This is a genomic window from Paenibacillus pasadenensis (genome assembly GCF_023715725.1).
Taxonomy (GTDB): domain Bacteria; phylum Bacillota; class Bacilli; order Paenibacillales; family Paenibacillaceae; genus Paenibacillus_O; species Paenibacillus_O pasadenensis_A.
Genome location: NZ_JAMBOT010000002.1, coordinates 681716 through 706241, shown reverse-complemented (window position 1 = coordinate 706241; position 24526 = coordinate 681716). Strand labels below are relative to the sequence as shown.

Sequence of the window (24526 nt, the reverse complement as noted above, 5' to 3'; positions counted from 1 at the left end):
AAGCAATTTATCTTTTTTGCTCATCTGGCGCCAAACCCAACCGGTAATTTGCATCGTGCTTCACCTCCTCCTATGAATTGACTTTCATCTTCCGCAGGTCGCGGGCCATTTCGTTAGCAGCCTTCAAGCCCTCTGCATACCCTTGTGATTTTGCTTCAATAGTCAGCTTCATCAGGATTAGCCCCGGATTTACGTCAAGACTGTTGACCATCTCCACTACGGCGATCTCTTCATCGGTAAGCTTTCGACCGCAGAGCTTGGCAAGCATGACTTTGTTCATCAAATCGATTCACTCCTTTAGATATAGAGTTTCACAAGAGTTTTCAGGGCTGTGATCTCTTGTTCCAGCGCATCAATATGCCTGCGCAATTCCGCAACCTCGGCGCTCTCTTTCGGAGCAGGCAGCACTGCAACTGCAGGTTCACTTACCGGATCGGCTGGCAGCTGCACTGGAGCTGATTTAAATCCAGTCAAGCCCCATTCCTTTTTCATACGGCCCATCGTTGATGAGGCAAGTTTGAATTGCTTTGCGATCTTCTCGTCGCTCAGCCCGCTCTCTTTCAGCTTGATAAAATCCTCTTTGTTTAAAGGCTTCACCGTTTCACCGCCTTGTAGTTGAAAATAGGATGTTGCCTGCTGCTGCAGCGATTCAGACAGAACACTAAGCTGCGGCTCCGTTAGCAAGAATCGCCTCCGGATCTCCGAATCGGAATAGCCTTGCATTTTGCATCGAAGCACCGCGGCCTCCTGCGGCCGTAAAGAGGAGAGAAACTGTTCGGCTTCGATACTGGAGTCATCATGACCCCCTACGATGACGTCTTGGAGTTCGCCATCTTCTTGCCCGGGAATGGGCTGGTTAAGCGAGGTAACTTTCGAGGATAAAAGCCTTACAGTCCGCGTCGCCATAGAGACGGTGCAGCCTACACGCTTGGCGATCTCTTCCGGCGGCAAGTCATGGAGCTTGTCAGCCATGATGCGGCCGGCTGTCCGGTACTGCTCTTGTGAAACGGGGATACGCATTCCATGGCGCTGCATGAATTTATGAATTGCGCCGTTAATGTATCGAAAGGCGTATGAGGTAAATTGGGCTTGTCCAGCTTTAGCCGGATCGTAATTGCGCCATGCTTTCAAGAGGCCGATTCGTCCCTCGCTTTCCAAATCTTCGCGGGAGACACCGTGCATTTGAACAGCCCAGTCAAAGCGGCTGACACAGCGACGAATAAAATCGGCATGGTCGTTAAACAGGGTTTCGAGCGGGTCCGATGTTCGAAGGGTGAGCACAATGCTTCCTCTCCCATGGCCTATGTGTTACAATGGCCGTGTTAATTTAGTTAGTGCGGCTCTGAACGGCTCCTACCCCGTTCAGGGCTTTTTTTGTACTGTCGAGCTGCGAACGATAAACTTGGCGTAGCTTGTCCGATGGGGCCGTCTCCAGAAGCTGGAGAAGGTTGCCACAGCAGCGAATGCGTTGTTTGCGGGTCACTGTTAACACCTCCATCCTATTCAGGCTAAATTAACTGGCAGATTTCTTAGCAGAACGATCAGATTTCTTTTGTTCCAGAAGGAGTCTCATCCCTTTTCCTACCAATTTCAGGAACTCTCTTTCATAGGGCTCCAGGGGGCGCTTATCCATGGTTGTTCCCCTCATTCCCAAGATACTGACTTAGTTCCGCTTCGAGCTTTGCGATTTCAAAATCCAAATCGCCAATTTCAATACCTTGCTTACTAAGTTCCTTCTCAATCGTTTTGCAGGTTTCCATGATCTTCCCTCCTATCGGGCTGCCAGATGTTCAATAACTTCATTTGGAATGATTTCTTCGTATTTTGCGACTGCCAGATCCATGTAAGTAACTTTGGTTACTGGAGAAAGCACTTCGGCGAGAACCTTGTTGATTTCGTCGCTTGGCGGAGGTAAAAATCCTGCAGCAATTTTGCAAAGGTAGGATTTCGAGAACGCGCGTCCGTTGGATGTACACTTTTGAATGATTTGTGCATATGTCCAACCGCTTTCCGTAATCGCATTGCTAAGCAGATTTGAATACCGTACCCCTCCTCTACCTTGGCTTCCCATATCTGAGACCCCCCTTTCTAATCGGACGCAAGATTTTGTCGAATCCTCCCGACTTTTGTTTACTATTTGGTGAAACAAGTCGTTGAGTAGATAGTAAACTATCGTTTTGTTGCAGTCAATACTTAACAAACATAAAGTGTTTACTATTTACTGAAACGTATAGACGTAGAAAAATAGCTTCCACTTAATACAAAAATAGAAGCTCCCGAAACTTTTTTGAGACTTGTATGATCCACTTCGTTTCAGTTAACACTTAACTTGTAATGTTTTGTTGACTTTTTACTGTAACGATAATAGACTTATCTCATGTCGAAGGGAGTGTCTCGGTTGTCAACCAATTACTATGAGCTACTCAAGTCATACATTAAGGATTCAGGTCTTACATTAGCTGAGATTGCTGATCAGCTAAAGAAAAATCACGGCTATAAAGTCAGCAAAGGTTACATTAGTTTGCTCCAAAACGCGAAAACTGATAATCCTGCAACCGCAGAGCTTAATAGAGCAATTGCAGAAGTTACGGGAGGTGATGTTGAAAACCTGCTAACTGCGGCACTCATTGAAAAAGCCCCGGTTGAGATCAAAGAGAAGTTTGAGAAATTAAACATGCTCAAAGAAATGCGTTCGGCTTATGCACAGGCCCAAATAGTAGAGGAAAGTGCAACTGAATATCTTGCTGGTAACATAACTAAAGTCCCTGTTCTTGGATCTATTGCAGCTGGGCAGCCAATAGATCGCATCGAGTTTATCGAGGATGTAGAATACGTAAATAAATCAGTTGTGAGAAACGGGGAAGCTTTTGCCCTCCGGGTCAAAGGCGACAGTATGATTGGCGACAGCATTTTGGATGGGGATGTTGTAATCTGCATCAAGCAACCCGAAGTCAGTCCAACTGATATTGCAGTCGTTGCAGTGGACGGCGAAACGGCGACAATCAAACGTGTCAAGTGCATGAATGACATGTGTTTACTGATGCCGTCAAATCCAAAATTACAACCCATTATTGTCCACTCTTCCAGCATTCAAATTATTGGGAAAGTCGTTGAGGTACGAAGAAGGTTTTAACCGGCGAGGAGGATCCAAAAATGCTTAAACTCAAAACGATTGAGGAAGATGTTGAAGGAATCGGTTATATCCGGCAATCCGACGAACGTGATGACAAAGAAGATATATCCGAACAAACTCAATTATCAAAAATACAAGCTTATTGCGATTATAACGGTATAAAACTAGTCAAGGTTTTTAAAGATATTGATTACTCCGGATTCCGAATTTCTTACACAAAGCGACCAGGAATAATGGAGGCTCTTAAATACTGTCGGGAACACCCTAAAATAAAAAAGTTCATATTGTTTAATCTCTCACGATTGACCCGAAGAAAAAAAGACTTTCACCTAATTCAGACAGCTCTCGAAAGCATATCTGTTGATATCTGCTCTGCTAGTGAACAGTTAGATTTCGGTTCAGCAACGGGCCGGCTGGTTACATCAGTACTGGTCGACTTTAACGAATACTACTCTGATAACCTGTCCGATGTTGTAACAGCAAACAAGCAAACCAACGCCGAAAAAGGGCGCTGGAACGGTGGGCCTGCCCCGTTCGGCATGATTAAGAATAAGGAAAAAGGATTATCTCCTGATGGGGAAAACGCCATATTGGTGAGGGATTCTTTTCGATTGGCCCTTGAAGGCAAAGGCCCTTATTTTATAGCAAAGTGGTTACGAAGCAAAAACTTATTAACTAAAACGGGAGTTAGTTGGACTGCTAGGCGAGTGCGATATATGTTGACCAACTGCACATATGCAGGATGGCAAAAGTGGAAAGGCAAGCTGTACGCCTTAGCTAACACGGAGCCTTTAATTAGTTGGGATGAATTTGAATACCTACAAAAGACTCGGTTCAGTAAAGAAAATGTTTGGCGAGGCATGCACAATCGTCAACTTCTGACTACAATAATGCGCTGTCCTCATTGCGGATCTAAAATGAGCAGCCGAATGACTACAGCTAAAAAAAGACGCAATTATGTATGTGATAATAAAAATTCTAATGGTAGATGTTTGAGTCCTAATTTTGACACTGAATCCCTTGATTCTGCAGTTATTAACCTTATCGGCGTTTTAGCTAAAGAGAGATATCAAACGGAGCACATACTCCCAGAATTAACGGATCAGAAAGAGCCAGGTTTAACCTCGATCAAAAAACTCCAGAATGAATTGACTATATTAGAACAAGCTAAACAGAAAGTATTTGACGACTATTACCTCCATCAAAAATTCGACGAGGCCCAATTTCAAAACCTGATGTTACGTTATGATACGAGGCAAAAAGAAGTAGCCCGCAAACTTGAAAAAATCCCATTACCCACCCAAAACAATTATGGCGAACTAGATGACGTTATAGACCTTTTCGCCGAAGCTATCGAAGTATTGGAACCGGATGAAAAACGCAAAGCCGTCGGACTGATAGTTGAGAAAATTGTCCCTGGTAACCCCGCAATTGTAGAATTTCGTTGGGGCGAAACCCGCGAGATCCCCGCTAAAGCAATACGGTATGGCAACCGCAACGTGGTATACTGAAATAAAAAAAAGGCCGCCGTTGATGCCGGCAGCCGACGTTCAATCTAGAACGTCCAGAGTAAGGATAGGAGTGGAGAGAAACCATACTGTACTTTTATTATATGTATACGTTTTCAATTTGTCAATAAGCGTTTTCATTTTTAGTTTTAAGAAACATTTGTCACATTAAAGTCAAAAAAAAAGCCCCGGCAGCGCCGGGGCTTAACTTTTGTTACGACACCCTTACGACGTAATTAAACGCCTCAAGAACTTCAACCGCTTGATCCAGATCACCTTGCGTACGGAAGCTCAATCTGAGCACGCCAGGCACATCCATGCGCGTCTCGATAATCTGCAAATTGCTCAAGCTGATGTTTCGGTTGCCAAGCTCGGTCGCAATTTTGCCGATAATGCCGGGATGATCCGGCACATCCATATAACATTCGTATACGGATTGCAGCACGCCTTTGCGGCGCTCCGGCAAACTGCTGCGGAACTCTCCCGCATCCCGGAACGCATTGCTGATTGCTTCGCCGTCCTCAGAACGAAGAATGCCCGCCAGCCTATCTAGCTCGCTGCCCCATTCCTCCATCAGGCGAAGCACCACCTCGCGGTTATCGAGCAAAATATCGCGCCAAACTACGGGGTCGCTGGAAGCGATTCGTGTAATGTCGCGAAAACCTCCGGCGGCCAGCATCGCATAACCGCCGTTACTTTCATTGTAGCGGCGCACCTGATTGACCAGCGCGGCTGCAATGAGATGCGGAAGATGGCTGATTGCACCGACAATCTCATCATGCTCCGCTGGATTCATATGCACGATTTTGGCCCGGGTCAGCTCCAAAAGGCGGCTCAGGCGGTCTAACGCTTCACGCGGGGTATTGTCGTCGGGCGTCAGGACGTAGTACGCGTTCTCGAACAAAATCGAGCTGGCCGCCTCCACGCCTGCCCGTTCCGACCCGGCCATCGGATGGCCGCCAATGAATACGGCATCGCCCCATTCAATGCCGGCTACGGCAGAGGCCACTCTAGCCTTTGTGCTGCCTACGTCAGTCAAAACACAACCGCTTTTGAGCGGCATTTTGCTGATTCGCTGCGCGTAATCCGCCAGCAAACCTACAGGCACGCATAAAAAAATAAAATCGGCGCCGTCGACAGCCTCCTCCAGGGAGGTCGTTGCTTCGTCCACAACACCAAGTTGAACATACTTGTCCGCCGATTGCTGGCGGTAGGAATATCCGGTCACCCGCAGGCCGGGCGCGCCTTTGAAGCACAGGGCAAGGGAGCCGCCAATGAGGCCGGCTCCTATGATCGCAATTTTAGTCATCAACTTACCGCTGCACCGCCGCTTCTTTCAACACTTCCTCCAGCGCCGTAACAAACTTGCGGTTGTCCTCGGCTTTGCCGATGGATACGCGCAGGTAAGTCGGGTATTTCGACCAGTTGGCACGAGTAATGAAACCGCGGCGCAGCAAACGGTCAAACGCTTCGCGGGAAGGAATACCGACGTCAACCAGCACAAAGTTCGCTTGCGTCGGGAAAAACGGCAAGCCGAGACGAGTGAATTCTCCCTGCAAGTAGTCGCGCTGCTCCAAATTATGGGCACGGCAGCCCTCAACGAACGCTTGGTCGGCAAGAGCCGCTTTTGCCGCTGCTTGCGATACACGCGCCGTATTAAACGGTTCGCGGACCAGGTTAATGGAGTGAATCACATCGGGATGAGCGATGCCGTAGCCGATACGCAGCGCAGCCAAGCCGTAAATTTTGGAGAAGGTGCGGAGCAGAATCAGGTTAGGATACCGCTCCAGCAGCTTAACGCCGTCCGGATATTCCACATCGTCCACGAAGTGGCAGTAAGCCTCGTCCAATACGCAAAGCACATGGGACGGCAGCGCGTCCATGAAACCGACAAGCTCATTCTCCGTGACAATTGTGCCCGTCGGGTTATTCGGCGAGCAAACCCACACCAGCTTGGTTTTGTCTGTTACAGCAGCCAGCATGGCAGGGAGATCCTGGCGTCCATTTACGAGCGGCACCTCAACGAGAACGGCGTTCTCCACCTCTGCATTATGGCGGTATTGAGAGAAGGTCTGATCGGCCATAACCGTCTCGTCTCCCGGCTCCAGGTAAGCACGCGCGAGCATGAGGATAATCTCATCCGCGCCGTTGCCCCAGATCAGCTGATTAGGCTGTACGCCGAGATGCTGCGCCATTGCTGCGGTCAGCTCCACGCTTGCGCCGTCCGGATAAATGCTGCTGTTGTCGATTTCCGCTATAATAGCCTGTTTGGCGGCAGGAGAACTGCCATATGGGTTCTCATTAGAGGCAAGCTTGATCACTTCAGCCAGTCCAAGCTCGCGCTTCACATCCTCTACCGGCTTCCCGGGCTGGTAGACAGGCAAGTGTACGATATGTCGTTTCGTCTTCATGGTTCACCTCATAAAAAAGTAAATTCCTCATTCCGCATCATGTCCTCTATTGTCTCACAGTTCGCGGGAAGTTGGAAGCACTTTAAAGCGGTGCACCGTGTCAGATACGCAGTGATGACACAAAACGTCCAATCTGGGCAATGCCCTCCCGGTAGGTCGCCTCTTCAGACAACAGAGGCAGCGCTTCCTCTACCTGCCGGACGATGGCGCTGCCGACGATGACACCGTCAGCATGACGGCTGAGACGCTCAACCTGGTCCCGGCTGCTAACGCCAAAACCTACTGCAATCGGAAGCTTTGTCGCTTCACGAACCGATTGCAGGAATTCCTCAATTCCGCTGTGAAACTCGCTCCGCATGCCGGTCACGCCAAGCGAGCTTACGCAATAGACAAAGCCTTGAGCGGATGCGGCAATCCGCTGAACGCGTGTTTTGGACGTCGGCGCAACGAGCGGAATGAGGTGAATGCCGGCCTCCGCCGCCATTTCCCGCACTTCGGCATCCTCTTCAATCGGCAGGTCAGGGATAATAAGGCCGCTGATGCCTTTTTCATGAATGAGTGTGAAAAACCGTTCCAGCCCATATTGCAGCACCGGATTAAAATAACTGAACAGAATAAATGGCATTTTCACGCCCGCCGCCCTTGACTTGGCCGCTACCTCAACACATGCCTCCAGCGTTACCGGACCGCGCAGCGCGCGTTCCGACGCTTTCTGAATGACCGGCCCGTCCGCCAGCGGATCGGAATATGGCACGCCGAGCTCAATCATATCCGCGCCGCTGCGCTCCAGCTCGATCACAATGTCAATCGTCGTTTTCAGATCGGGATCGCCGGTTGTAATGAAAGGAATGAGCGCTGTGCGCCCTTCCGATTTCAGCTTTTGAAATACCTCATCAATGAGATTCATGCTCCAGCCCTCCCAAATAACTCATGATCGCTTCCACGTCTTTGTCGCCGCGCCCGGAAAGGGAAACGACAATCGTTTTGTCGGAGGAAAGCGTAGGAGCCAGCTTCATCACCTGGGCAATCGCATGCGCCGATTCCAGCGCCGGAATAATGCCCTCGGTGCGGCTTAGCAGCTGCAGCGCCTCCAGAGCTTCGGCGTCCGTGATCGGAAAATATTCCGCGCGCCCGGAATCCTTTAAGTACGCGTGCTCCGGCCCGATGCCCGGATAATCAAGGCCTGCCGAGATGGAATGCGCCGGCAGCACCTGTCCCGCTTCGTCCTGCAGCACATAGCTGAGCGAGCCTTGGAATACGCCGTGGCTGCCAAGCGTCATCGTCGCCGCATGCTCTTCCGTATCCACGCCGCGTCCCGCCGCTTCAGCGCCGATCAGCTTGACCGACTCGTCGCCGACGAACGGGTAAAAAATACCCATCGCGTTGCTGCCGCCGCCAACAGCCGCTACGACATAATCGGGAAGACGGCCTTCGTCGCGCAAAATCTGCTCACGCGCCTCGTCCCCGATAATGCGCTGGAAGTCGCGCACCATCATCGGATAAGGGTGCGGACCGGTAACCGAGCCGAGAATGTAGTACGTGTCATCAACATGGCTGACCCAGTAGCGCAGCGTTTCATTACAGGCATCCTTGAGTGTGCGTGTTCCCGACAGCACCGGTACAACCTCCGCTCCCAGCAGCCTCATGCGGAATACGTTGAGCTGCTGGCGCTTCGTATCTTCCTCGCCCATAAACACCTTACACTCCAGACCGAGCAGCGCTGCAATTGTCGCAGAAGCGACGCCATGCTGGCCGGCTCCGGTTTCGGCGATAATTTTCTTTTTGCCCATGCGCTTGGCAAGCACGCCTTGGCCGATCGTGTTGTTGATTTTGTGGGCCCCGGTATGATTTAGATCCTCGCGCTTCAGCAAAATCTTGGCTCCGCCGAGATGCTTCGACAGCCGCTCCGCATAGTACAGCGAGGTAGGTCGGCCGGAATACTTATGCAGCAGGTAGCGGACCTCCTCCTGAAAGCTTGGATCTTTGGAGTAATGCTTGTAGGCTTCCTCTAGTTCAAAAAGCGCGTTCATCAGCGTTTCCGGCACATAACGTCCGCCGAATTTTCCGAAACGCCCGCTTGCGTCAGGCACTTGATTCATAGCTGTTTCACCCTTTCTGTAAATGCCCGGATCAGCTCCGGTGATTTATGTCCGTCCTGTTCGACTCCGCTTGATACATCGATTCCGTCCGGGCGGTACCCTTCAATGAGCTCGCTAACATTGCCGGGATGCAGCCCGCCGGCCGCAAAAAGCGGCAAGCCGGCGGTGCGGGCCGCCTGCAGGTATGCCGGGATGAGCTCCCAGTCAAAGGTTTGTCCCGTTCCGCCTCCTGCCGTGTCCAGCAGCAGCGCTTGGACTCCCGCTTCCGCGTAAATGCGTACCTGTTCTCCCGGCGGCATTCCTTCCGTTTCAACGGCTCCGGCATGAAGCGCCTTCCAGATCGGCAGTCCCGTCCGGACTGCCGCTTCCGCGCATGCTTGCGGGCTTTCCGCCCCATGCAGCTGCAGTACGTCCAGCCCCGCCTCGGCAGCGATGCGCTCCAGCTCCTCTACAGACGCATTCACAAACACGCCGACGGCCAGCGGCGCGCTCACGCCGGAGATGGCTGCCGCTTCCCTCATCGCAGCGATGTAATTCTGCGCTTCAGCAGCTGCAATCTGCCGGCGGCTCCGGGCAAAAATAAACCCGGCATAGTCTACCGGCAGCTCGCCGAGCAGCCTGGCCGCAGCCAGGTCGCGAATTCCGCAAATTTTAAGCAGCGGCTGCGTTTCCCGGCTTCCCTGTATGTCGCCAATCATCGCTTCGTTACCGGGCCAAGCAGCTTTTCAACCGCTTCGCCTGGATCGGCCTGACGCATAAAATGCTCCCCGACGAGCACGCCGCAGGCTCCAGCTTGGCGGATATATTCGATATCCTCCGGACGCGAAATCGAGCTTTCGCTAATGACGTTCACGCCGGTCGGCACCATGCCCATGAGCCGATGCGTCGTCTCCAGGCTTGTTTCAAATGTGTGCAAATTACGGTTGTTAATGCCAACAAGCCGCGCGATGCCGGTGTCCAGCACCAGATCCATCTCGCGCTCGTCATGCACCTCAACAAGCACATCCATGCCGATCGACTCGGCGATTTCGTGCAGCTCCTTCAGCTGGGAGCGGTTAAGGATCGCGGCAATAAGCAGCACGGCATCCGCGCCTATGATGCGCGCTTCATAAACCTGCCGGTAATCAATAATAAAATCCTTGCGCAAAAGCGGCAGCGAAACCGCCTCGTGAATAGCGGTCAAATACTCCAGCGCGCCTTGGAAGTATTGGCGGTCCGTCAGGACGGAAATACAATCCGCTCCAGCCTGCTCATAGGTTGCCGCCAGCTCGACAGGATGAAAATCCTCGCGGATCAACCCTTTAGAAGGCGAAGCTTTTTTGACCTCGGCAATGAGGCCGGTGTCGCGCCGACGTCCCGTCGTGACCGAACGGATGAAGCCGCGGCACGGCTCCATACCCGAAATCTCTCTTTCATAAGCAGTAAGCTTGAATGTTTCGCCAAGCTGCTCCACTTCCGTTTTTTTCGTATGGACAATCCGATCAAGAAACATATCCCAGCTCTCCCGTCTTCTGAATCAGCCCCGCAAGCTTAGCCTCCGCCAAGCCTCCGTCAACAACCTCGCGCGCTTTGTGCACGCCTTCGGTCAGCGTTGGCGCTGCGCCGCCAGTATAGATGCATGCTCCTGCGTTCAGCAGCACGATATCGCGGTATGCTCCCTGCTCTTCACCGCTGAAAATACGGCGGATAATGGCCGCGTTTTCCTGCGGCGAGCCGCCTTGAATCGCCGATAACGGCGAACGGCTCAGCCCCGCTTCCTCCGGCGTCAAATCGTAGGTGCGCACCGCTCCGTCTTCTCCTAGCTCAGATACGGTCGTAGCGGCGCTGACGCTGATTTCGTCCAGCCCGTCATGGCTGGAGACGACAAGCGCCCGTTTCAGCCCCAGGCTGCCCAGCACCTGCGCAACCGTGGCCGTGCGCGAACGGTCGTACAGGCCGAGCAGCTGGCGGTCCGCCCCTGCCGGATTCGTGAGCGGTCCAAGCAAATTAAAAATCGTGCGGATGCCAAGCTCGCGGCGGGGAACCGCTGCATGGCGCAGCGACGGATGATACAGCTGGGCGAACATAAAACAGATGCCGATGTCGCTCAGGCATTGCGCCGCCTGTTTTTCATCGAGATTGATGTTGACGCCGAGCGCCTCCAGCACATCCGCGCTGCCCGCCTTGCCGCTCATCGCCCGGTTTCCGTGTTTGGCTACGCGCACGCCTGCCGCTGCAGCTATTATAGAGGAAGCCGTGGAAATATTGAACTTATGAATGCCGGAACCGCCGGTTCCGCATGTATCCAGCAGTCCTTCCTGCACCGTTTCGACACGCCGGGAGAAGCTGCGCATCACCTCTGCGAAACCGCTGATCTCCTCCGTCGTTTCGCCTTTCATCCGGAGAGCGGTCACAACGCCCGCAATCTGCACCGCCGTTGCTTGACCGTCCATGATTTGGCGCATGACTTCACCCGCTTCGCTGCGGGTCAGACTTTCTCCCCCGATGAGCTTGGCCAGCGCACCTTGCAAAGTCATTCCTTGAACCGCTTCCATCATGACCGCTCCCCCTCCCCTGCCGGGACAAAATAATCGCTGTTGATCTGCGAACGGGATGAATCCGTTTCACGGCTGCGCGTCGAAAACGCAGCTTCCGCCGTACGAATCGCCTTCAGCATCCCTTTCGCTTTGTTCACCGTTTCTTCGTATTCCTTCTCCGGCACGGAATCCCAGACGATGCCCGCCCCTGCCTGTACGAAAGCTTTGCCGTTTTTGAAAATGATCGTGCGAATCGTAATGCATGTATCCATGCTCCGGCCGTTGAAGCCTAAATACCCGATTGCTCCGGCATAAGCGCCTCTCGCTTCATTTTCAAGCTCTGCGATAATTTCCATCGCCCGCAGCTTCGGCGCGCCGGATACCGTACCGGCAGGCAAACAGCTGATAAAGGCATCAAAAAAATCTTTATCTTCCCTCATCTTGCCGGTTACGTTGGAAACAATATGCATGACATGCGAGTAGCGCTCAATCTGCATGAAGGAATCACAGCGCACACTGCCGTACTCCGCCACCCGACCGATATCGTTGCGGCCGAGGTCGACAAGCATCAGGTGTTCGGCGCGCTCTTTTTCGTCGGCGAGCAAATCCAGCTCCAGTGCGCGATCCTCTTCCTCGCTCCGTCCGCGCGGCCTCGTGCCCGCGATCGGGCGCGTCTCCACCTTGCCGTCCGACACCTTAACGAGCGCTTCCGGCGAAGTGCCGACGATGACCTCGTCGTCCATTTTCAGATAATACATGTACGGGGATGGATTCAGCGTCCGTAAGATCCGGTACACCTGCAGCGGGTCAACGTCCGTCTCGATATGGAAGCGCTGGGAAAGTACGACTTGAAAAATATCCCCGGCGCGGATATACTCCTTTGCCGAGTCCACATTGGCGAGAAACTGCTCTTTGGTCACATTGGAGCGAATATCGCCAAGCTCTGGATCATCCGGCAGCGGGCCGCCAACGGTCGAGAGCAGCGGCACCGGCTGGCGCAGCTTTTCCATCGTGCTTTCGATTTTAGCCAGCGTAGCCTCATAAGCCAGTTTAATATCGCTATCGGTAGCCGCCTCCGGGACATGAACGTTTCCGATGACGCCGATCTGCTGCTTGAAGTGATCAAACACGATCATGGAGTCGCAAAACATGAACTGCAAATCGTTCATCATCAAATCGTCATGACGGTGCTTCGGCAGATTTTCGTAATATTGCAGAAGATCATAACCGAAAAAGCCAACTGCTCCGCCGCTGAACGACGGTATTCCCGGAAGCTCAGGGCTGCGGTAAGCCCGCAGATGAGCTTTGAGCAGCTCAAGCGGATTTTCGCCGTCCAGCTCCAGCCGCTCGCTGCGTTTTTCCAGCACCATAACGCCGTTTTTGCCATGCAGCATCATAAACGGATCCATGCCGATAAAGGAATGGCGCGCCCATTTGGCGCCGCCCTCTACGCTTTCCAGCAGGAAAGCCCGTTTTTCATTTGCAAAATGCTGAAACAAACGAATTGGCGTTTCCGTATCGGCCAACAAGTAGCGTGCAACCGGAATGAGATTGTAATGTCCAGCCAAGCGGATTATTGTCTCCAGCTCTTGATTCATCATCATCGTCTCCTAACTCAAGGGAATTCGGTCATCCCGGGACAAACAAAAAAGCTCCCGCAGGGCGGGAGCTGATGATGACATGATATAGATGGAGACCAAGTACCGACGGATAGCTCAAAACAAGGCTGGAATAAGCATCTGGAAAAGACACTCCCGCCGTTTGAAGCTCCCGTAAAGAACCTGTCGCTCAACTAAGCTCATCTCTGCTCATCTCGCAGGCTCCCCGTCACTCCAGGCCCTCTTGCCGCCCGGACATGCTCGGAGACTGCCTGCTCAGTCCACCCGGACCTTGCACTGCTTATCTCGGTTAAATGGCATTCAGCCTCTGTTAATGAGGCGAGTGCTGTTCTTGATTTCCTACACTATACAGGAGCGTTCCTTCACCCGTCAAGCGTTTTTACTGACGCTTAGATCGGGTCTCAGTACGCTTGCGCCGCGCAGGTACACATGCTTGATTTCCTTTTGAGACAGCTCCGTGTTCACGGTAACCATCAGCCTGATGCAGCGCTCCAGACTGCCTTTGACCGGCACCTCGACCGCGCACATCAGCGGCACAAGATCCCAGCCCTGCAAGCCACGGATGGCGCGCGCCGGGAAAGCCGCGTCCAAATCCGTCGTAACCGTAATAAGCACGCTGCAAATGTCCTCCGGATCAATACGGTTATCGGCAACAATTGCCTCCAGCATTTCCGAGGTCGCATCCAAAATATCCTTCTCTTCATTGCGGTCAACCGTAATCGCACCGCGAATTCCTCTTACGCTCATGTCCAGCTTTCCTCCCGCTTCAGCCTCTCCACGATGTCCCGAATCCATTCGCTCTGAATATCGTTTCGAATCTCTACTTTTCCAATTGCAGTCGGCACAACAAAAACCATTTTGCCTTCGCCGAATTTTTTGTCATGCATCATGGCTTCCATAATACGCTCCGTATCAAAATGCTGCGGCAAACGAATCGGCAATCCGACAATTCCGAGCGACCTGCGAGTCCGTTCGTATACGTCTGGCGAAGCTCCGAGCTGTACGCCGAGCATTGCCGATCCGATCATGCCGATCGCTATCGCTTCGCCGTGCTGAAGCTCATTGTACCCGGCCACCGCCTCCAGCGCATGCCCGATTGTATGGCCGAGATTGAGAATAGCGCGCAGCCCCTGCTCCGTCTCATCTTCGGACACAACAGCCGCTTTCACGGAGCAGCCCTTGTAAAGCGCGTAACCGAGAGCATCCGGCTCCAATTCCAGTAACCTAGTGGCGTTGTCGATACACCAGTCAACAAACATGTCATCCCAAATGAGGCCATGCTTAACAACTTCGGCTAGGCCGGAACGCACCTCGCGCGGCGGCAGCGTCTTCAGCGTATCCAGATCATAAAGCACAAGCTCCGGCTGATGGAAAGCGCCGATAATGTTTTTGGCCTTAGGATGGTTCACGGCCACTTTGCCCCCAACGCTGCTGTCATGCGCCAATATCGTCGTTGGCACCTGCACAAAACGGACGCCGCGCATGTAAGCCGCAGCCGCATACCCCGCCAAATCGCCAACGACGCCTCCGCCAAGCGCTATAACGGCCGACTTGCGGTCCAGCCCCGCATCAAGCGCTTTGGTTATGATCGCCTCAAACATTTCAAGCGACTTGGATTGCTCGCCAGCAGGGACGACAAACGATACGACTGGGAAGCCGCTTTCCGCCAAATTTGCGATCAGCCGGTCCAGATACAGCGGCCCCACCCGATCGTCGGTAACGATCAGCAGCGGGGATTTCCGGCTCAAGCCATGCTTCAGCAGCAGCTCGCCCGCCTGGTCCAGCAGTCCCTCGCCGATGTAAATCGGATAAGATCGTTCTTCCAAATTAACTGTAAGCTCGCGCATATTAATAACTCCTTACCTGCTGCATATAAGCGTCGTAATTGGCGCGGATCTCCTCCATGGAGTCTCCGCCAAACTTCTCCAGAAAAGCGCGCGCAACTTCCCAAGCGACAACATGCTCCATAACAACGCTGGCAGCCGGAACCGCGCAGCTGTCGGAGCGTTCGACCTGTGCCGTAAAAGCTTCTTTTGTATCGATATCCACGCTTGCCAAAGGTTTGTACAGCGTAGGGATCGGCTTCATAACGCCGCGCACAACGATCGTTTCACCGGTCGTCATGCCGCCCTCGAATCCTCCGGCGTTGTTGGTTGAGCGGTGATATCCTTGTTCCTCGGAGTAAAGAATCGGATCATGCACCTGCGAACCTCTCAAAATGCCCGCTTCAAAGCCGATGCCAATCTCACAGCCTTTAAACGCATTGATGCTGACTACGGCGCCAGCGATACGCGAATCCAGCTTGCGGTCCCACTGGACATGGGAGCCAAGGCCGACCGGCACGCCTTCAATGATACATTCCACGATGCCTCCGATGGAATCGCCGTCCGTTTTGATACGGTCGATATATTCCTCCATCTTCGTCTCGGTTTCTTTGTCCACGACACGCACCGAGGATTCCTCCGTCAGCCGGGCCAGCTCATCCGCTTGGAGTGCGTTGGGAGGCGCTTCGATCTCGCCGATGCGGATAACTTGGCCGGCCACCTTGATTCCGAACGCAGCCAGCAGCTGGCGCGCAACAGCGCCGACAGCGACACGGGCAGCCGTTTCACGGGCGCTGGAGCGTTCCAGAACGTTACGCAGGTCCTTGAGGTTGTATTTCAAACCGCCGTTCAAATCGGCATGGCCGGGACGCGGACGGTGCACTCGGCGTTTTGCCTCGTCTCCGCCTTCAATCGGCTCAATGTTCATCACGGTAGTCCAATGTTTCCAGTCGTTATTGGCTACGACGAGCGCTACAGGCGCTCCTGTCGTGCGTCCGTGGCGCACGCCGCCTACGATTTGGGCGGTGTCCTTCTCAATTTGCATGCGACGTCCGCGCCCGTATCCCTTTTGACGGCGGTGCAGCTGGAAATTCAACTCTTCAAAATCAAGCTGGAGATTGCTCGGCAGCCCTTCTATAATCGCGGTCAGCTGGGGACCATGTGTCTCACCTGCCGTTAAATAACGCAAACTCATGCCGCCCTCTCCCCTTCATAAGCCGGTTCCAGCTCCATCACTTTAGCACGGCGACGCTTTTAAGAGATCAAGTATTGCGCTGCGCCGATGCGGACTGTTCAGCATGCCTGCGGAATTCCCATTGCAGGGCTTTACCCAGTCCTGGTTCCTTTATGCCGTTCATCCAACTTTCTTTGCCCATTATAGTACAGCCCTAGTGGTTTGACAAGGCAAGCAGGGGGTCTGGCAGGTGAGCTGCAGCGGCTGCAACCGTGGATGGATTAAGTCGAAGAAACTTTAGTACAATCGGCGCCGAAGCTACTCTTTCAACCGTCTAGCCTCATCATCCATCCGCTAATTAACTCGTTACGTTACTTACTCCCGTCTTCCATCCGCTAACGCAACTGAGCGGGCTTAATTGCTGAAAAACAGCTGTTTCGGCGATGTAATGCAACTGAGGAGCCTTATTCGTCCATTTTTGTGCTAAAAATCGCTCATTTATTCTAAATAACACTTCTCGGTTGCGTTACAATGTAAACGGCTGCTGATTCATTGAAATAAAGCGCGTGAGCTGCGTTATGTTTCTAAACTCTGGAGTGAAGCTTTGCCTTTAACCCTCCCCTTCTCTGCAAACCCGACCCCACGATAAAAAAGCCGCCGGACCAAGTCCGAAGGCTTCTCTCACTCTGCTATGCTTTCCGGCGGTAAAAAAACGTATCAGCCGTTTCCAGCCCGTATTCCGCTGGCGAAAAAATCTGCTCCGTGCTGCCGACGAATAAAATCCCGCCCGGCTTAAGCGCTTCGGCAAATTTACGGTACAGTACCGTTTTGGCTTCTTCTGTAAAATAGATCATCACATTGCGGCAAATAATCAGATCATAAGGCCCGCTGTAGGAATCATCAAGCAAATTATGTTGTCTGAAACGAATGTTGCGCCGCAGCTCAGGCTTCACCGTATATCCCGTCTGAGCAGCGTCAAAATACCGGTCAAGAAAAGCCCGAGGCACTTCCTTGAGGGAACGGGCATGATATTCGCCTGCCTGCGCTTTAGCAAGCACTCCACGATCCAGATCGGTCGCATCAATCTCCGAGCGGCCTGCCGCACCAAGCTCTTCAAGCAGCATTGCCAGCGTATAGGGCTCTTCCCCGGTTGAACATGCCGCGCTCCAGCAGCGCAGCTTTGTCGTGCGGGACAATAGCTCCGGCAGGAAACGGTTGTTCAGCACTTCCCAGCGGCCAGGGTTGCGCCAGAACTCCGACACATTAATCGTCATCCGGTCCAGAAATTCTTCCATTAGCTCCGGAGACTTGCGCAGTGCATCCCAATAAGCAGCAAAAGTTGTATAACCATGCTTCAGACGAAGCGTCGTCAATCGGCGTTTCATCTGGTTTTCTTTGTACTGGGAAAGATCGATTCGGGTTTGGGTGCGAATCTGCTCGATAAACCTGCTGAAATCCGCATCCGCTTCACGAACCGGTTCAGATCCAGCGGGCAATGGTTCGTTCATAGCTGACAATCTCCTCCGGCGCAAACCAAAGTGAAATTTCTCTTTCCGCATTTTCAGGAGAATCCGATCCATGAACCAGATTCAAATTTGTATGTACGGCATAATCCGAACGAATTGTGCCTGGCGAGGCTTCCACCGCATCCGTTTTGCCGATCATCGCGCGCGTAAGCGCAATGGCGTTATCCGCTTCCCATACCATCGCGAACACAGGGCCAGCCGTAATAAACACGATGAGCCGTTCATAAAAAGGCTTGCCTTTATGCTCGGCGTAATGGGCTTCGGCCAGATCCTGGCTGACAGACATAAACTTGGCTGCCGCTAGCTGGAGTCCTTTTTTTTCGAAGCGGTTCATGATTTCGCCAATAAGGCCTCTTTGCACACCGTCAGGCTTGATCATTATCAAGGTTCTTTCCATGCGGTTCCCTCCTGGTTCGCTGTGGGGCCTGTTTTCATACCGATTCGGCGGTCAGTAGCTGCGTTTGTTTATAAAATGAGCAATATCCGACAAATTCTTCTTCGCCGGCAAAGCCGGAAGTCCTGCCAGGGCGGCCAAAGCTTTTGACGTGAAGCGCTCCGCCATCTCCTCGGCTACCGCTACGCCGCGGCTGCTGCGGATCAGATGAATGGCCGTATGCGTATCCCCGCGCCCTTCGCTCTCACGAATGGAGCCAATCTCGGCCAACAACGCATCCCGGCGGTCCGGCTCTTGAAGCGCGAGCAGTACCGGAAGCGTAATATTGCCCTGGCGAATGTCGGAGCCCGGCGGTTTGCCGATCTGTTTCTCCGTGCCTAACAGGTCGAGCAGATCATCGCGGATTTGGAACGCCATTCCGGTGTTGTAGCCGAACTGGTACAGCAAATTGCTCGTCTGGCGGTCGGCGCCGGAGGCAACGGCCCCCATCTGGCAGCTGATCGCAATCAGCAGCGCGGTTTTGCGGCGGATACGGCGTAAATAATTGCGAACCGACTGCTCCGTATTAAAGAAATCGCGCACCTGCTCCATTTCGCCGATGCACATCTGCACCATGGCACGGGCCAATATACGATGCAGGTCAGGGTTACGCGACTGCGTCATCAGCTCCAGCGCTTTGGCGTAAATGTAATCGCCTGTATACATGGCAATCCGGTTATCCCATTTGGCTCCGACCGTCGGCTGCCCGCGCCGCGTACGCGCGTTGTCGATTACATCGTCATGAACCAGGCTTGCGCTATGAATCAGCTCCAGCGTCACCGCCACGCGCTGCAGCTCGTCCAGGCGATAATCGCCGAACCGGCCGGCCAGCAGCACAAATACCGGACGGATGCGCTTGCCGCCTGCCTGCAGCAGATGCAGCGAGGACTCGCCAAGCAGGCTTTCGTCCTCAGCTACTGCCGCTTCAAGCTGACGCTCGATGGCGTTCAACTCACCTTTCATTTTCGCGTACAGGTCTAGCAGTTTCATTCGTTCACCTGCCTGTGGATAATTGCGAATCCATAAATTCCAGCCCTGCGTGTCCGCTCAGAAGGCCCATATCATGGGCATAACGGTAATACAGCTCCAAGCCTTCGCGCAGCTCCGGTCCAAAATCGTACTGCAAGCCGGTGAAATACTCCCGCCAGTACGCTTCCGTGCCTCCCAGCGATGATACCGCCCTTCTAATGAGCGGCCCGGGATCGGCCGTGCTTCTGCGCCGGCTCGCCAGCATATCCTCATGCAGCCGCAGCACCTCGCTGCGGGAGCTCTCTACCGCTTCCCGCCTTGCAGCCACAACGGCATAGGTCATGCCGAGGCCCGTCCATTCCTTCCACTCCCGCCCAAGATCCATAACCTCCAACCCGTGGGTCTCCCAGGAGGCGCGGATAGCGCTGTCTCCGATGAGCAAAGCTGCGTCATTATCCTTCAGCATGGACGGAAGGTCAGGCTTCATGATCGTATACTCCGGATTGCCGTCATAACGCAAGCTCAAAATCATTTTGAGCAAGTTAACGGAAGTTGCCGACGTGTCGGTCAAGGCAATTTTCCCGCGCAGCACATCCTTGAGCGGCTTTTTGAGAAAAAGCAGAATGGATCTGACCGGTCCGGCTGTTCCGACGGAAAGTCCGGGAAGCAGCATATACCGCTGAGGCTCCAGACCGTAAATAAAGGAGGAGACGGCGGATACGCCAAGCTCCCCCTGCTGCAGCATGCGGTTCAAGCCCGAGGGCACGCTCCGCACTACGCGGTAATCATCCGTTTCGTCCGGAACATAATGAAACAGCGGCCAAGCGTTCGTGTAGTCGATTCTGCCGACACCGATCGGTCTGCTGTCAGCCACGCCCATCATCTCCCCACCGGCGAAACAAGTCATGCTCGAATCCCATCAAGTCAAGCAGCTTGCCCACCAGAAAATCAACGAGGTCCTCCATCGTGCGAGGCCCGTAATAAAAAGCCGGCATCGCCGGTACAATCGAAACGCCCATCCTTGACAGCTTGAGCATGTTCTCCAAATGAATCGCATGCAGAGGCGTTTCACGCGGCACAAGCAGCAGCCTGCGTCCTTCCTTCATCATGACGTCTGCCGCGCGCGTCATCAGATTGTCCGACGACCCGTGAGCCACAGCGGACAGCGTTCCCATGGAGCAAGGCACAATAATCATGCCTTCCATCCTGTAGGATCCGCTGGCGATGTTCGCGCCTATGTCGCCGCTCGGGTACAGCCGCAGCTGGCCGGACTCGACTGCCTCGCCAAAAGCGCTGCGCAGCGTTTCCTGGCGACGTGTGGCGTCCCAGCCCAGCTCTTCCTTGAGCACTCTCCAGCCGGCGTCGCTGACAACAAGCCCGACCTCGCAGCCGGCCCGCAGCAGCTCCTCCACGAGTCTGACTCCATAAACAGCACCGCTAGCACCGGTTATGCCAACCGCCCATCTGCGTGTTTTCCGTGTCATTTCCATGCGCGAAGCACCACAAGATCAAGCAGCGTAAATACCAGCATCGTCACGCTCAGCCAGCCGTTCATCGTAAAAAACGCCAGCTGCAGCTTGCTCATGTCATCAGGACCAAGAATGAGATGTTCATTGAAAAGAATTCCAATCGACAGGACCACACCTATGAGATAGATCCAGCTCAAATCCGTCATGAAAAACAGCGCTACGAAACAAACCGCCGTAATCAAATGGAAAAACTTCGCGAGATGCAGAGAGCGATGCACGCCGAAACGGGCCGGGATGGAAAACACCTTTTCGGTACGGTCAAAATCAATATCCTGCAGCGCGTAAATCGTATCAAAGCCGGCCAGCCAAAACACGATGCCGATATAGAGCACCCATGCTGCAGGCTCGAAGGAGCCGGTTACGGCAACCCAGCCGCCGAGCGGCGCAAGGCCGATCGTCAATCCGAGAATGACATGGCAGAGCCATGTAAACCGTTTGGCGTAAGAATAGATCACCAGGAAAAAGATTGCGATTGGCATCAGCTTGACACAGACCGGGTCCAGCTTGGACGCCGCCCAGAAAAAGAGCGCAAAGCTCAGGACAACGAAAAGCACAACCTCGCCGGTTTTAAGCAATCCGGCAGGCAGTGCCCTTTTTTCGGTCCGCGGGTTTTTGAAGTCGATCGCTTTGTCGATGAGCCGGTTAAGTCCCATCGCGGCGCTGCGCGCGCCTATCATCGCGAGCGTTATCCAGCCGGCCTCGGCCCAGGAGGGAAGTCTCCCCTCCATCGTCACCGCTCCCAGCAGCATGCCGATATAAGCAAAAGGCAGAGCAAAAATCGTATGCTCGAACTTGATCATTTCCAAAAAAATGCGTACCTTCCGAATCATCTGCCGTCTGTCCCCTTCGTTCCGATATGAAGCGCCGCAATGCCGCCGGTTAAGGGGTCTGCACTTACCGCTTCCAGGCCGGTCTTGCGGAAAATATCCGCCAGCTCGTTACGGTCGGGAAAAGCTTTGAGCGATTCGGGAAGCCATTTGTACTGCTCGTAAGACTTTGCTACCAGTTTGCCGACGCGAGGCAGCAAGCGCTCGAAATAGAAATAATAAATGCTTTTGAACGGCTGCCAGGTCGGCTTGGATAACTCCAGACAGACAACCTTGCCGCCTGGCTTCACAACGCGCTGCATCTCCCGCAGCACTTGATGCAGGTCTGGAACATTCCGCAAGCCGAAGCCGATCGTCGCGTAATCAAACGAATTATCGGGATACGGAAGCTCCATTGCATTGCCCTGCACAAGCGTAATCTGCCCGCGCAGTCCGGCTTCGTCAACTTTTACCTGACCGACGTCCAGCATCGCCTGGCTGAAATCCAGACCGACGACTTTGCCGCTGCCGCTCGCCTTGGCGATGGCCAGCGTCCAGTCGCAAGTGCCGCAGCAAAGGTCAATCGCCGTTTCACCGGGCCGCACGCCCATCTTGCGCATGGTGAATTTCCGCCAAGCCTTATGCTGGCGGAAGCTGAGAAGATCGTTCATCATGTCGTACTGGGGAGCGATCTTCTGAAATACCGCATGAACATGTGTTTCCTTGGAGTCCATCTTCGCTGTCACCTCGATTCACCTGCCGTTCCGGCCGCCACTCCGCGTGAGGGGCGAAGCAGAAGATCAGCGATCATTGCCGCCTCTTCCGCCAGTTTGGACGGGGCAAGCGAAGCTGAGAGCTGCCTGTAACGGGCCGCGCAGGAGCCGAGCTTGTCCGCCAGCAATGCGGCCAGGCCATATTTTTCAATCAATGGGCATGACTTGTTCTCCGGTTCTCCCTCAAGGAGGGTCCTGTCCCGGGAATCGCCATGCTCCAGCACATACCAATACCCCCAGCTGCCGCCGAATTGCCCGGCCTGCTCCAGCTTCAAACGCTCTGCAGCCAGGACCTCCAGCTTGGAAATTGCCATTACAAGCTCTTCCCAGACGGATTTCAGCCCTTCCTCCAAAACCTCGCTAAAGCCGAGGAAAAGGACAGCCCGGATCCGGCTTTGCAGCTCCACATACTCCTCTGCTCCAATGCGGCGTTTCTTCATCCGCAAATATAGCTCGGTCTTGAGCCGGTTCGCTTCGCAGATCGCACCGCTCAGCGTCCGGATCAAATCGATGTTGCCCGCTCCCGCCAGCAGCTGGTAAAAGCGGCTGCTAAAATAGTCGCCCGCCAGCACGCGCAGCTGCCGCTGTCTCATCTGAAACATGTCGCGGTCGCCGGCTTCAATATCGACAAAATCATGGGTATCCAGTCCAAGCTGGACGAGTGAAACGGCAAGCGATTGCAGCTCGTCTTGCTCCAAGGAGGAGCCGTGCTGCAGAAAACGGTGTAACAGCCGGATGCGGGCATCCGGAAACGGAGGCAGATCCGCATAGCGCTGGATCATATCGTGCTTCGTATACTTGCTGGCTAACGCGGGTATTCGGTATTCTGTCATGAGGTAAGCCTCCGAACCTAACGGCAAGACACAACCGTTCCATAATCTAAACTAGTATACCACAATTGCGGCGGACAAGCACAAAACACACGATGCTTGAAAGCCTTTGCCCGAAGCACGCCGGACTCCGGTTGAAAATCGCTCTATAGCGGCTTAGGTGCTTCCTTTGGCGAAAAAAAGACCAGCCTTAACCGCTCTTGCCAGAACGGATCCGTCTCCAGGTTAATTCCGCTCCAGTCACGCAGCTCGCCCGGTGTTATCCATGCGTCCGTCCGTCTCAGGTCGGCAGCAGCGATATGCGTTCCTTCCGGCGTATCCAGCCTGACGAGCAACCGGGAGACGTTGGAGCTGCGGACGAAGCTAAGCCGGGCCAGCTTGAGCAGATCGTCGCGGAGCAAAATGTCTGAGCTGCTCTCGGCGTCACGGTTTAGCTCGATCTTTAACACGCTTCCGTTCCAATCAACTCGTCTCAGCTTTTCAGACAGCTGCAGCTCCTGCAGCTCGTCGACCAAATTTGTATGCCCAAGCGCCGTTGGCAGCTCCGTTCTAAATACAGCCCTTTCGTCACCTTTAAACATATCTGCATGAAAAGGCACAACCGCTAGCAGTAAAATGGCGCCGACAGCTGCTGCTCCAGCAGCAGCCATCCTTATTCCCGCTCCCGCTCTCATTTCCGAATCCCCCCTCCGACTGCCGCCGAACAGACTGCAATCATCCTATACTGCATGTATACGGGGACAGGACCTATTTCATGAAAACTTGGCGGGACAAATAAAAAAGCAGGCCTGCGCCTGCGCTTCAATCTCCGGCTTCAATTGTGCCATATCGGGATATAATCGTGGCCCGTCCTCTTATTTTCATTGCGGAGGTATGATCCGTGAACTGGACGATCAAAACCTCTCCTTTATCCAGCTTCTCGGTATGATGGAACCGGGTATCCGTCCCCCGTGTCAAACCGATAACCTGGACGCCTTGGTCCTTCGCCTTGATGACGATGTAGTCGCCCTGCTGCTGTTCCATGACGCGTTCCTCCTTCGTTCTAAAAACCTTAGATTTACTTACTTGGACCAAATAGGCTTGCTCTTAGAAAAAACTGCCCTCCCGATCCAAGTCAGGAAAGCAGTTCAGGCTGTTATGTATAGTCGGAGTAACAGGATTTAAATCTGGTATCTCACCCGCTCTATGGAGAAAGGAGTGACCATAATTCATTCGTATCCTACGATATTGCGAGAAAACATCAATTTAAGCGTATTATAAATTGGTCTGATGAATTTGTAAAGCAGTCTTGCTGAGCGACCTTAGTACAACCCTTGCATGGTAAAAGCAGCCTTTAAACGAAACCTTAAGCGTAGAAAAAGCCGCTCGTTCCCCGCC

Annotated in this window: 27 protein-coding genes; 2 read left to right on the top strand and 25 right to left on the bottom strand. The window is 53.5% G+C overall.

Translation table 11 applies throughout. The annotated features are described in order from the left end of the window. Window positions 1-70: 70 nt before the first annotated feature. The 4 genes from M3223_RS08625 to M3223_RS08615 all read right to left on the bottom strand — a co-directional run bounded on the left by M3223_RS08625 (window position 71) and on the right by M3223_RS08615 (window position 2071). Window positions 71-280: a hypothetical protein gene (locus tag M3223_RS08625; protein ID WP_251560858.1), complete on the bottom strand. Its 210-nt coding sequence runs from the start codon at window positions 278-280 to the stop codon at window positions 71-73. A gap of 17 nt (window positions 281-297) precedes the next feature. Continuing rightward, window positions 298-1281: a sigma-70 family RNA polymerase sigma factor gene (locus M3223_RS08620; RefSeq protein ID WP_251560857.1), complete on the bottom strand. Its 984-nt coding sequence runs from the start codon at window positions 1279-1281 to the stop codon at window positions 298-300. 344 nt (window positions 1282-1625) lie between these two features. Then, window positions 1626-1760 (bottom strand): hypothetical protein, encoded by a 135-nt coding sequence (locus M3223_RS24230; protein ID WP_285891173.1) that lies wholly within the window; start codon window positions 1758-1760, stop codon window positions 1626-1628. 11 nt (window positions 1761-1771) lie between these two features. Next, window positions 1772-2071 carry a hypothetical protein gene (locus M3223_RS08615; RefSeq protein WP_251560856.1) on the bottom strand — a complete coding sequence of 100 codons (300 nt, stop codon included), beginning with the start codon at window positions 2069-2071 and terminating at the stop codon, window positions 1772-1774. A 327-nt stretch (window positions 2072-2398) separates the two neighbouring features. Here M3223_RS08615 and M3223_RS08610 point away from each other — a divergent pair, with 327 nt between their 5' ends. Together M3223_RS08610 and M3223_RS08605 are read left to right on the top strand one after the other, a co-directional pair. After that, complete coding sequence (locus M3223_RS08610; protein ID WP_251560855.1) at window positions 2399-3133, top strand: LexA family protein; 735 nt, start codon at window positions 2399-2401, stop codon at window positions 3131-3133. 20 nt (window positions 3134-3153) lie between these two features. Continuing rightward, window positions 3154-4644: a recombinase family protein gene (locus M3223_RS08605; RefSeq protein ID WP_251560854.1), complete on the top strand. Its 1491-nt coding sequence runs from the start codon at window positions 3154-3156 to the stop codon at window positions 4642-4644. A 211-nt stretch (window positions 4645-4855) separates the two neighbouring features. Here the strand turns inward: M3223_RS08605 and M3223_RS08600 are convergent, their stop codons facing one another. The 21 genes from M3223_RS08600 to mtrB all read right to left on the bottom strand — a co-directional run bounded on the left by M3223_RS08600 (window position 4856) and on the right by mtrB (window position 24172). Further along, the gene (locus M3223_RS08600) at window positions 4856-5950 is read right to left on the bottom strand and encodes a prephenate dehydrogenase (RefSeq protein WP_251561022.1); all 1095 of its coding nucleotides are present in this window, start codon (window positions 5948-5950) and stop codon (window positions 4856-4858) included. Window positions 5951-5954: 4 nt separating this feature from the next. Beyond that, on the bottom strand, window positions 5955-7052 hold the full coding sequence (gene hisC / locus M3223_RS08595) for a histidinol-phosphate transaminase (protein ID WP_251560853.1): 1098 nt from the start codon (window positions 7050-7052) through the stop codon (window positions 5955-5957). Between the two features lie 100 nt (window positions 7053-7152). Next, window positions 7153-7959 carry a tryptophan synthase subunit alpha gene (gene trpA / locus M3223_RS08590; protein ID WP_251560852.1) on the bottom strand — a complete coding sequence of 269 codons (807 nt, stop codon included), beginning with the start codon at window positions 7957-7959 and terminating at the stop codon, window positions 7153-7155. Beyond that, window positions 7946-9151 carry a tryptophan synthase subunit beta gene (gene trpB, locus M3223_RS08585; RefSeq protein WP_251560851.1) on the bottom strand — a complete coding sequence of 402 codons (1206 nt, stop codon included), beginning with the start codon at window positions 9149-9151 and terminating at the stop codon, window positions 7946-7948. The genes trpA and trpB overlap by 14 nt, the downstream gene beginning before the upstream one ends. Then, window positions 9148-9849, bottom strand: coding sequence for a phosphoribosylanthranilate isomerase (locus M3223_RS08580; RefSeq protein WP_251560850.1), 702 nt, complete (start codon window positions 9847-9849; stop codon window positions 9148-9150). Before M3223_RS08580 ends, trpB begins: the two co-directional genes overlap by 4 nt. Next, a complete protein-coding gene (gene trpC / locus M3223_RS08575) occupies window positions 9846-10643 on the bottom strand; it encodes an indole-3-glycerol phosphate synthase TrpC (RefSeq protein WP_251560849.1) in 798 nt (265 codons plus the stop codon). The genes M3223_RS08580 and trpC overlap by 4 nt, the downstream gene beginning before the upstream one ends. Further along, entirely contained in the window at window positions 10633-11688 is a 1056-nt protein-coding gene (gene trpD / locus M3223_RS08570; protein ID WP_435367999.1) for an anthranilate phosphoribosyltransferase, read from the bottom strand. The genes trpC and trpD overlap by 11 nt, the downstream gene beginning before the upstream one ends. Next, on the bottom strand, window positions 11685-13268 hold the full coding sequence (gene trpE / locus M3223_RS08565; RefSeq protein ID WP_251560848.1) for an anthranilate synthase component I: 1584 nt from the start codon (window positions 13266-13268) through the stop codon (window positions 11685-11687). Before trpE ends, trpD begins: the two co-directional genes overlap by 4 nt. Window positions 13269-13655: 387 nt before the next feature. After that, window positions 13656-14033, bottom strand: coding sequence for a chorismate mutase (gene aroH, locus M3223_RS08560; RefSeq protein WP_251560847.1), 378 nt, complete (start codon window positions 14031-14033; stop codon window positions 13656-13658). Then, window positions 14030-15133, bottom strand: a complete 1104-nt coding sequence (aroB, locus tag M3223_RS08555; RefSeq protein WP_251560846.1) for a 3-dehydroquinate synthase — start codon at window positions 15131-15133, stop codon at window positions 14030-14032. Before aroB ends, aroH begins: the two co-directional genes overlap by 4 nt. Before the next feature lies 1 nt (window position 15134). Beyond that, window positions 15135-16304, bottom strand: a complete 1170-nt coding sequence (gene aroC / locus M3223_RS08550; RefSeq protein WP_251560845.1) for a chorismate synthase — start codon at window positions 16302-16304, stop codon at window positions 15135-15137. A gap of 668 nt (window positions 16305-16972) precedes the next feature. After that, window positions 16973-17791 (bottom strand): CheR family methyltransferase, encoded by an 819-nt coding sequence (locus M3223_RS08545; protein WP_251560844.1) that lies wholly within the window; start codon window positions 17789-17791, stop codon window positions 16973-16975. Continuing rightward, entirely contained in the window at window positions 17763-18206 is a 444-nt protein-coding gene (ndk, locus tag M3223_RS08540; RefSeq protein ID WP_251560843.1) for a nucleoside-diphosphate kinase, read from the bottom strand. The genes M3223_RS08545 and ndk overlap by 29 nt, the downstream gene beginning before the upstream one ends. Window positions 18207-18257: 51 nt before the next feature. Beyond that, a complete protein-coding gene (locus M3223_RS08535; RefSeq protein ID WP_251560842.1) occupies window positions 18258-19232 on the bottom strand; it encodes a polyprenyl synthetase family protein in 975 nt (324 codons plus the stop codon). 4 nt (window positions 19233-19236) lie between these two features. Then, complete coding sequence (locus M3223_RS08530; RefSeq protein ID WP_251560841.1) at window positions 19237-20085, bottom strand: menaquinone biosynthesis protein; 849 nt, start codon at window positions 20083-20085, stop codon at window positions 19237-19239. Next, window positions 20078-20695, bottom strand: coding sequence for a UbiX family flavin prenyltransferase (locus M3223_RS08525; RefSeq protein ID WP_251561020.1), 618 nt, complete (start codon window positions 20693-20695; stop codon window positions 20078-20080). Before M3223_RS08525 ends, M3223_RS08530 begins: the two co-directional genes overlap by 8 nt. Then, window positions 20692-21570, bottom strand: a complete 879-nt coding sequence (locus M3223_RS08520) for a UbiA-like polyprenyltransferase (RefSeq protein ID WP_251560840.1) — start codon at window positions 21568-21570, stop codon at window positions 20692-20694. Before M3223_RS08520 ends, M3223_RS08525 begins: the two co-directional genes overlap by 4 nt. After that, window positions 21567-22280 carry a demethylmenaquinone methyltransferase gene (locus tag M3223_RS08515; protein WP_251560839.1) on the bottom strand — a complete coding sequence of 238 codons (714 nt, stop codon included), beginning with the start codon at window positions 22278-22280 and terminating at the stop codon, window positions 21567-21569. Before M3223_RS08515 ends, M3223_RS08520 begins: the two co-directional genes overlap by 4 nt. 8 nt (window positions 22281-22288) lie before the next feature. Beyond that, window positions 22289-23152, bottom strand: coding sequence for a heptaprenyl diphosphate synthase component 1 (locus M3223_RS08510; protein ID WP_251560838.1), 864 nt, complete (start codon window positions 23150-23152; stop codon window positions 22289-22291). A 143-nt stretch (window positions 23153-23295) separates the two neighbouring features. Next, window positions 23296-23823 (bottom strand): hypothetical protein, encoded by a 528-nt coding sequence (locus M3223_RS08505; RefSeq protein ID WP_251560837.1) that lies wholly within the window; start codon window positions 23821-23823, stop codon window positions 23296-23298. 127 nt (window positions 23824-23950) lie between these two features. After that, on the bottom strand, window positions 23951-24172 hold the full coding sequence (mtrB, locus tag M3223_RS08500) for a trp RNA-binding attenuation protein MtrB (protein ID WP_251560836.1): 222 nt from the start codon (window positions 24170-24172) through the stop codon (window positions 23951-23953). Window positions 24173-24526 lie beyond the last annotated feature (354 nt).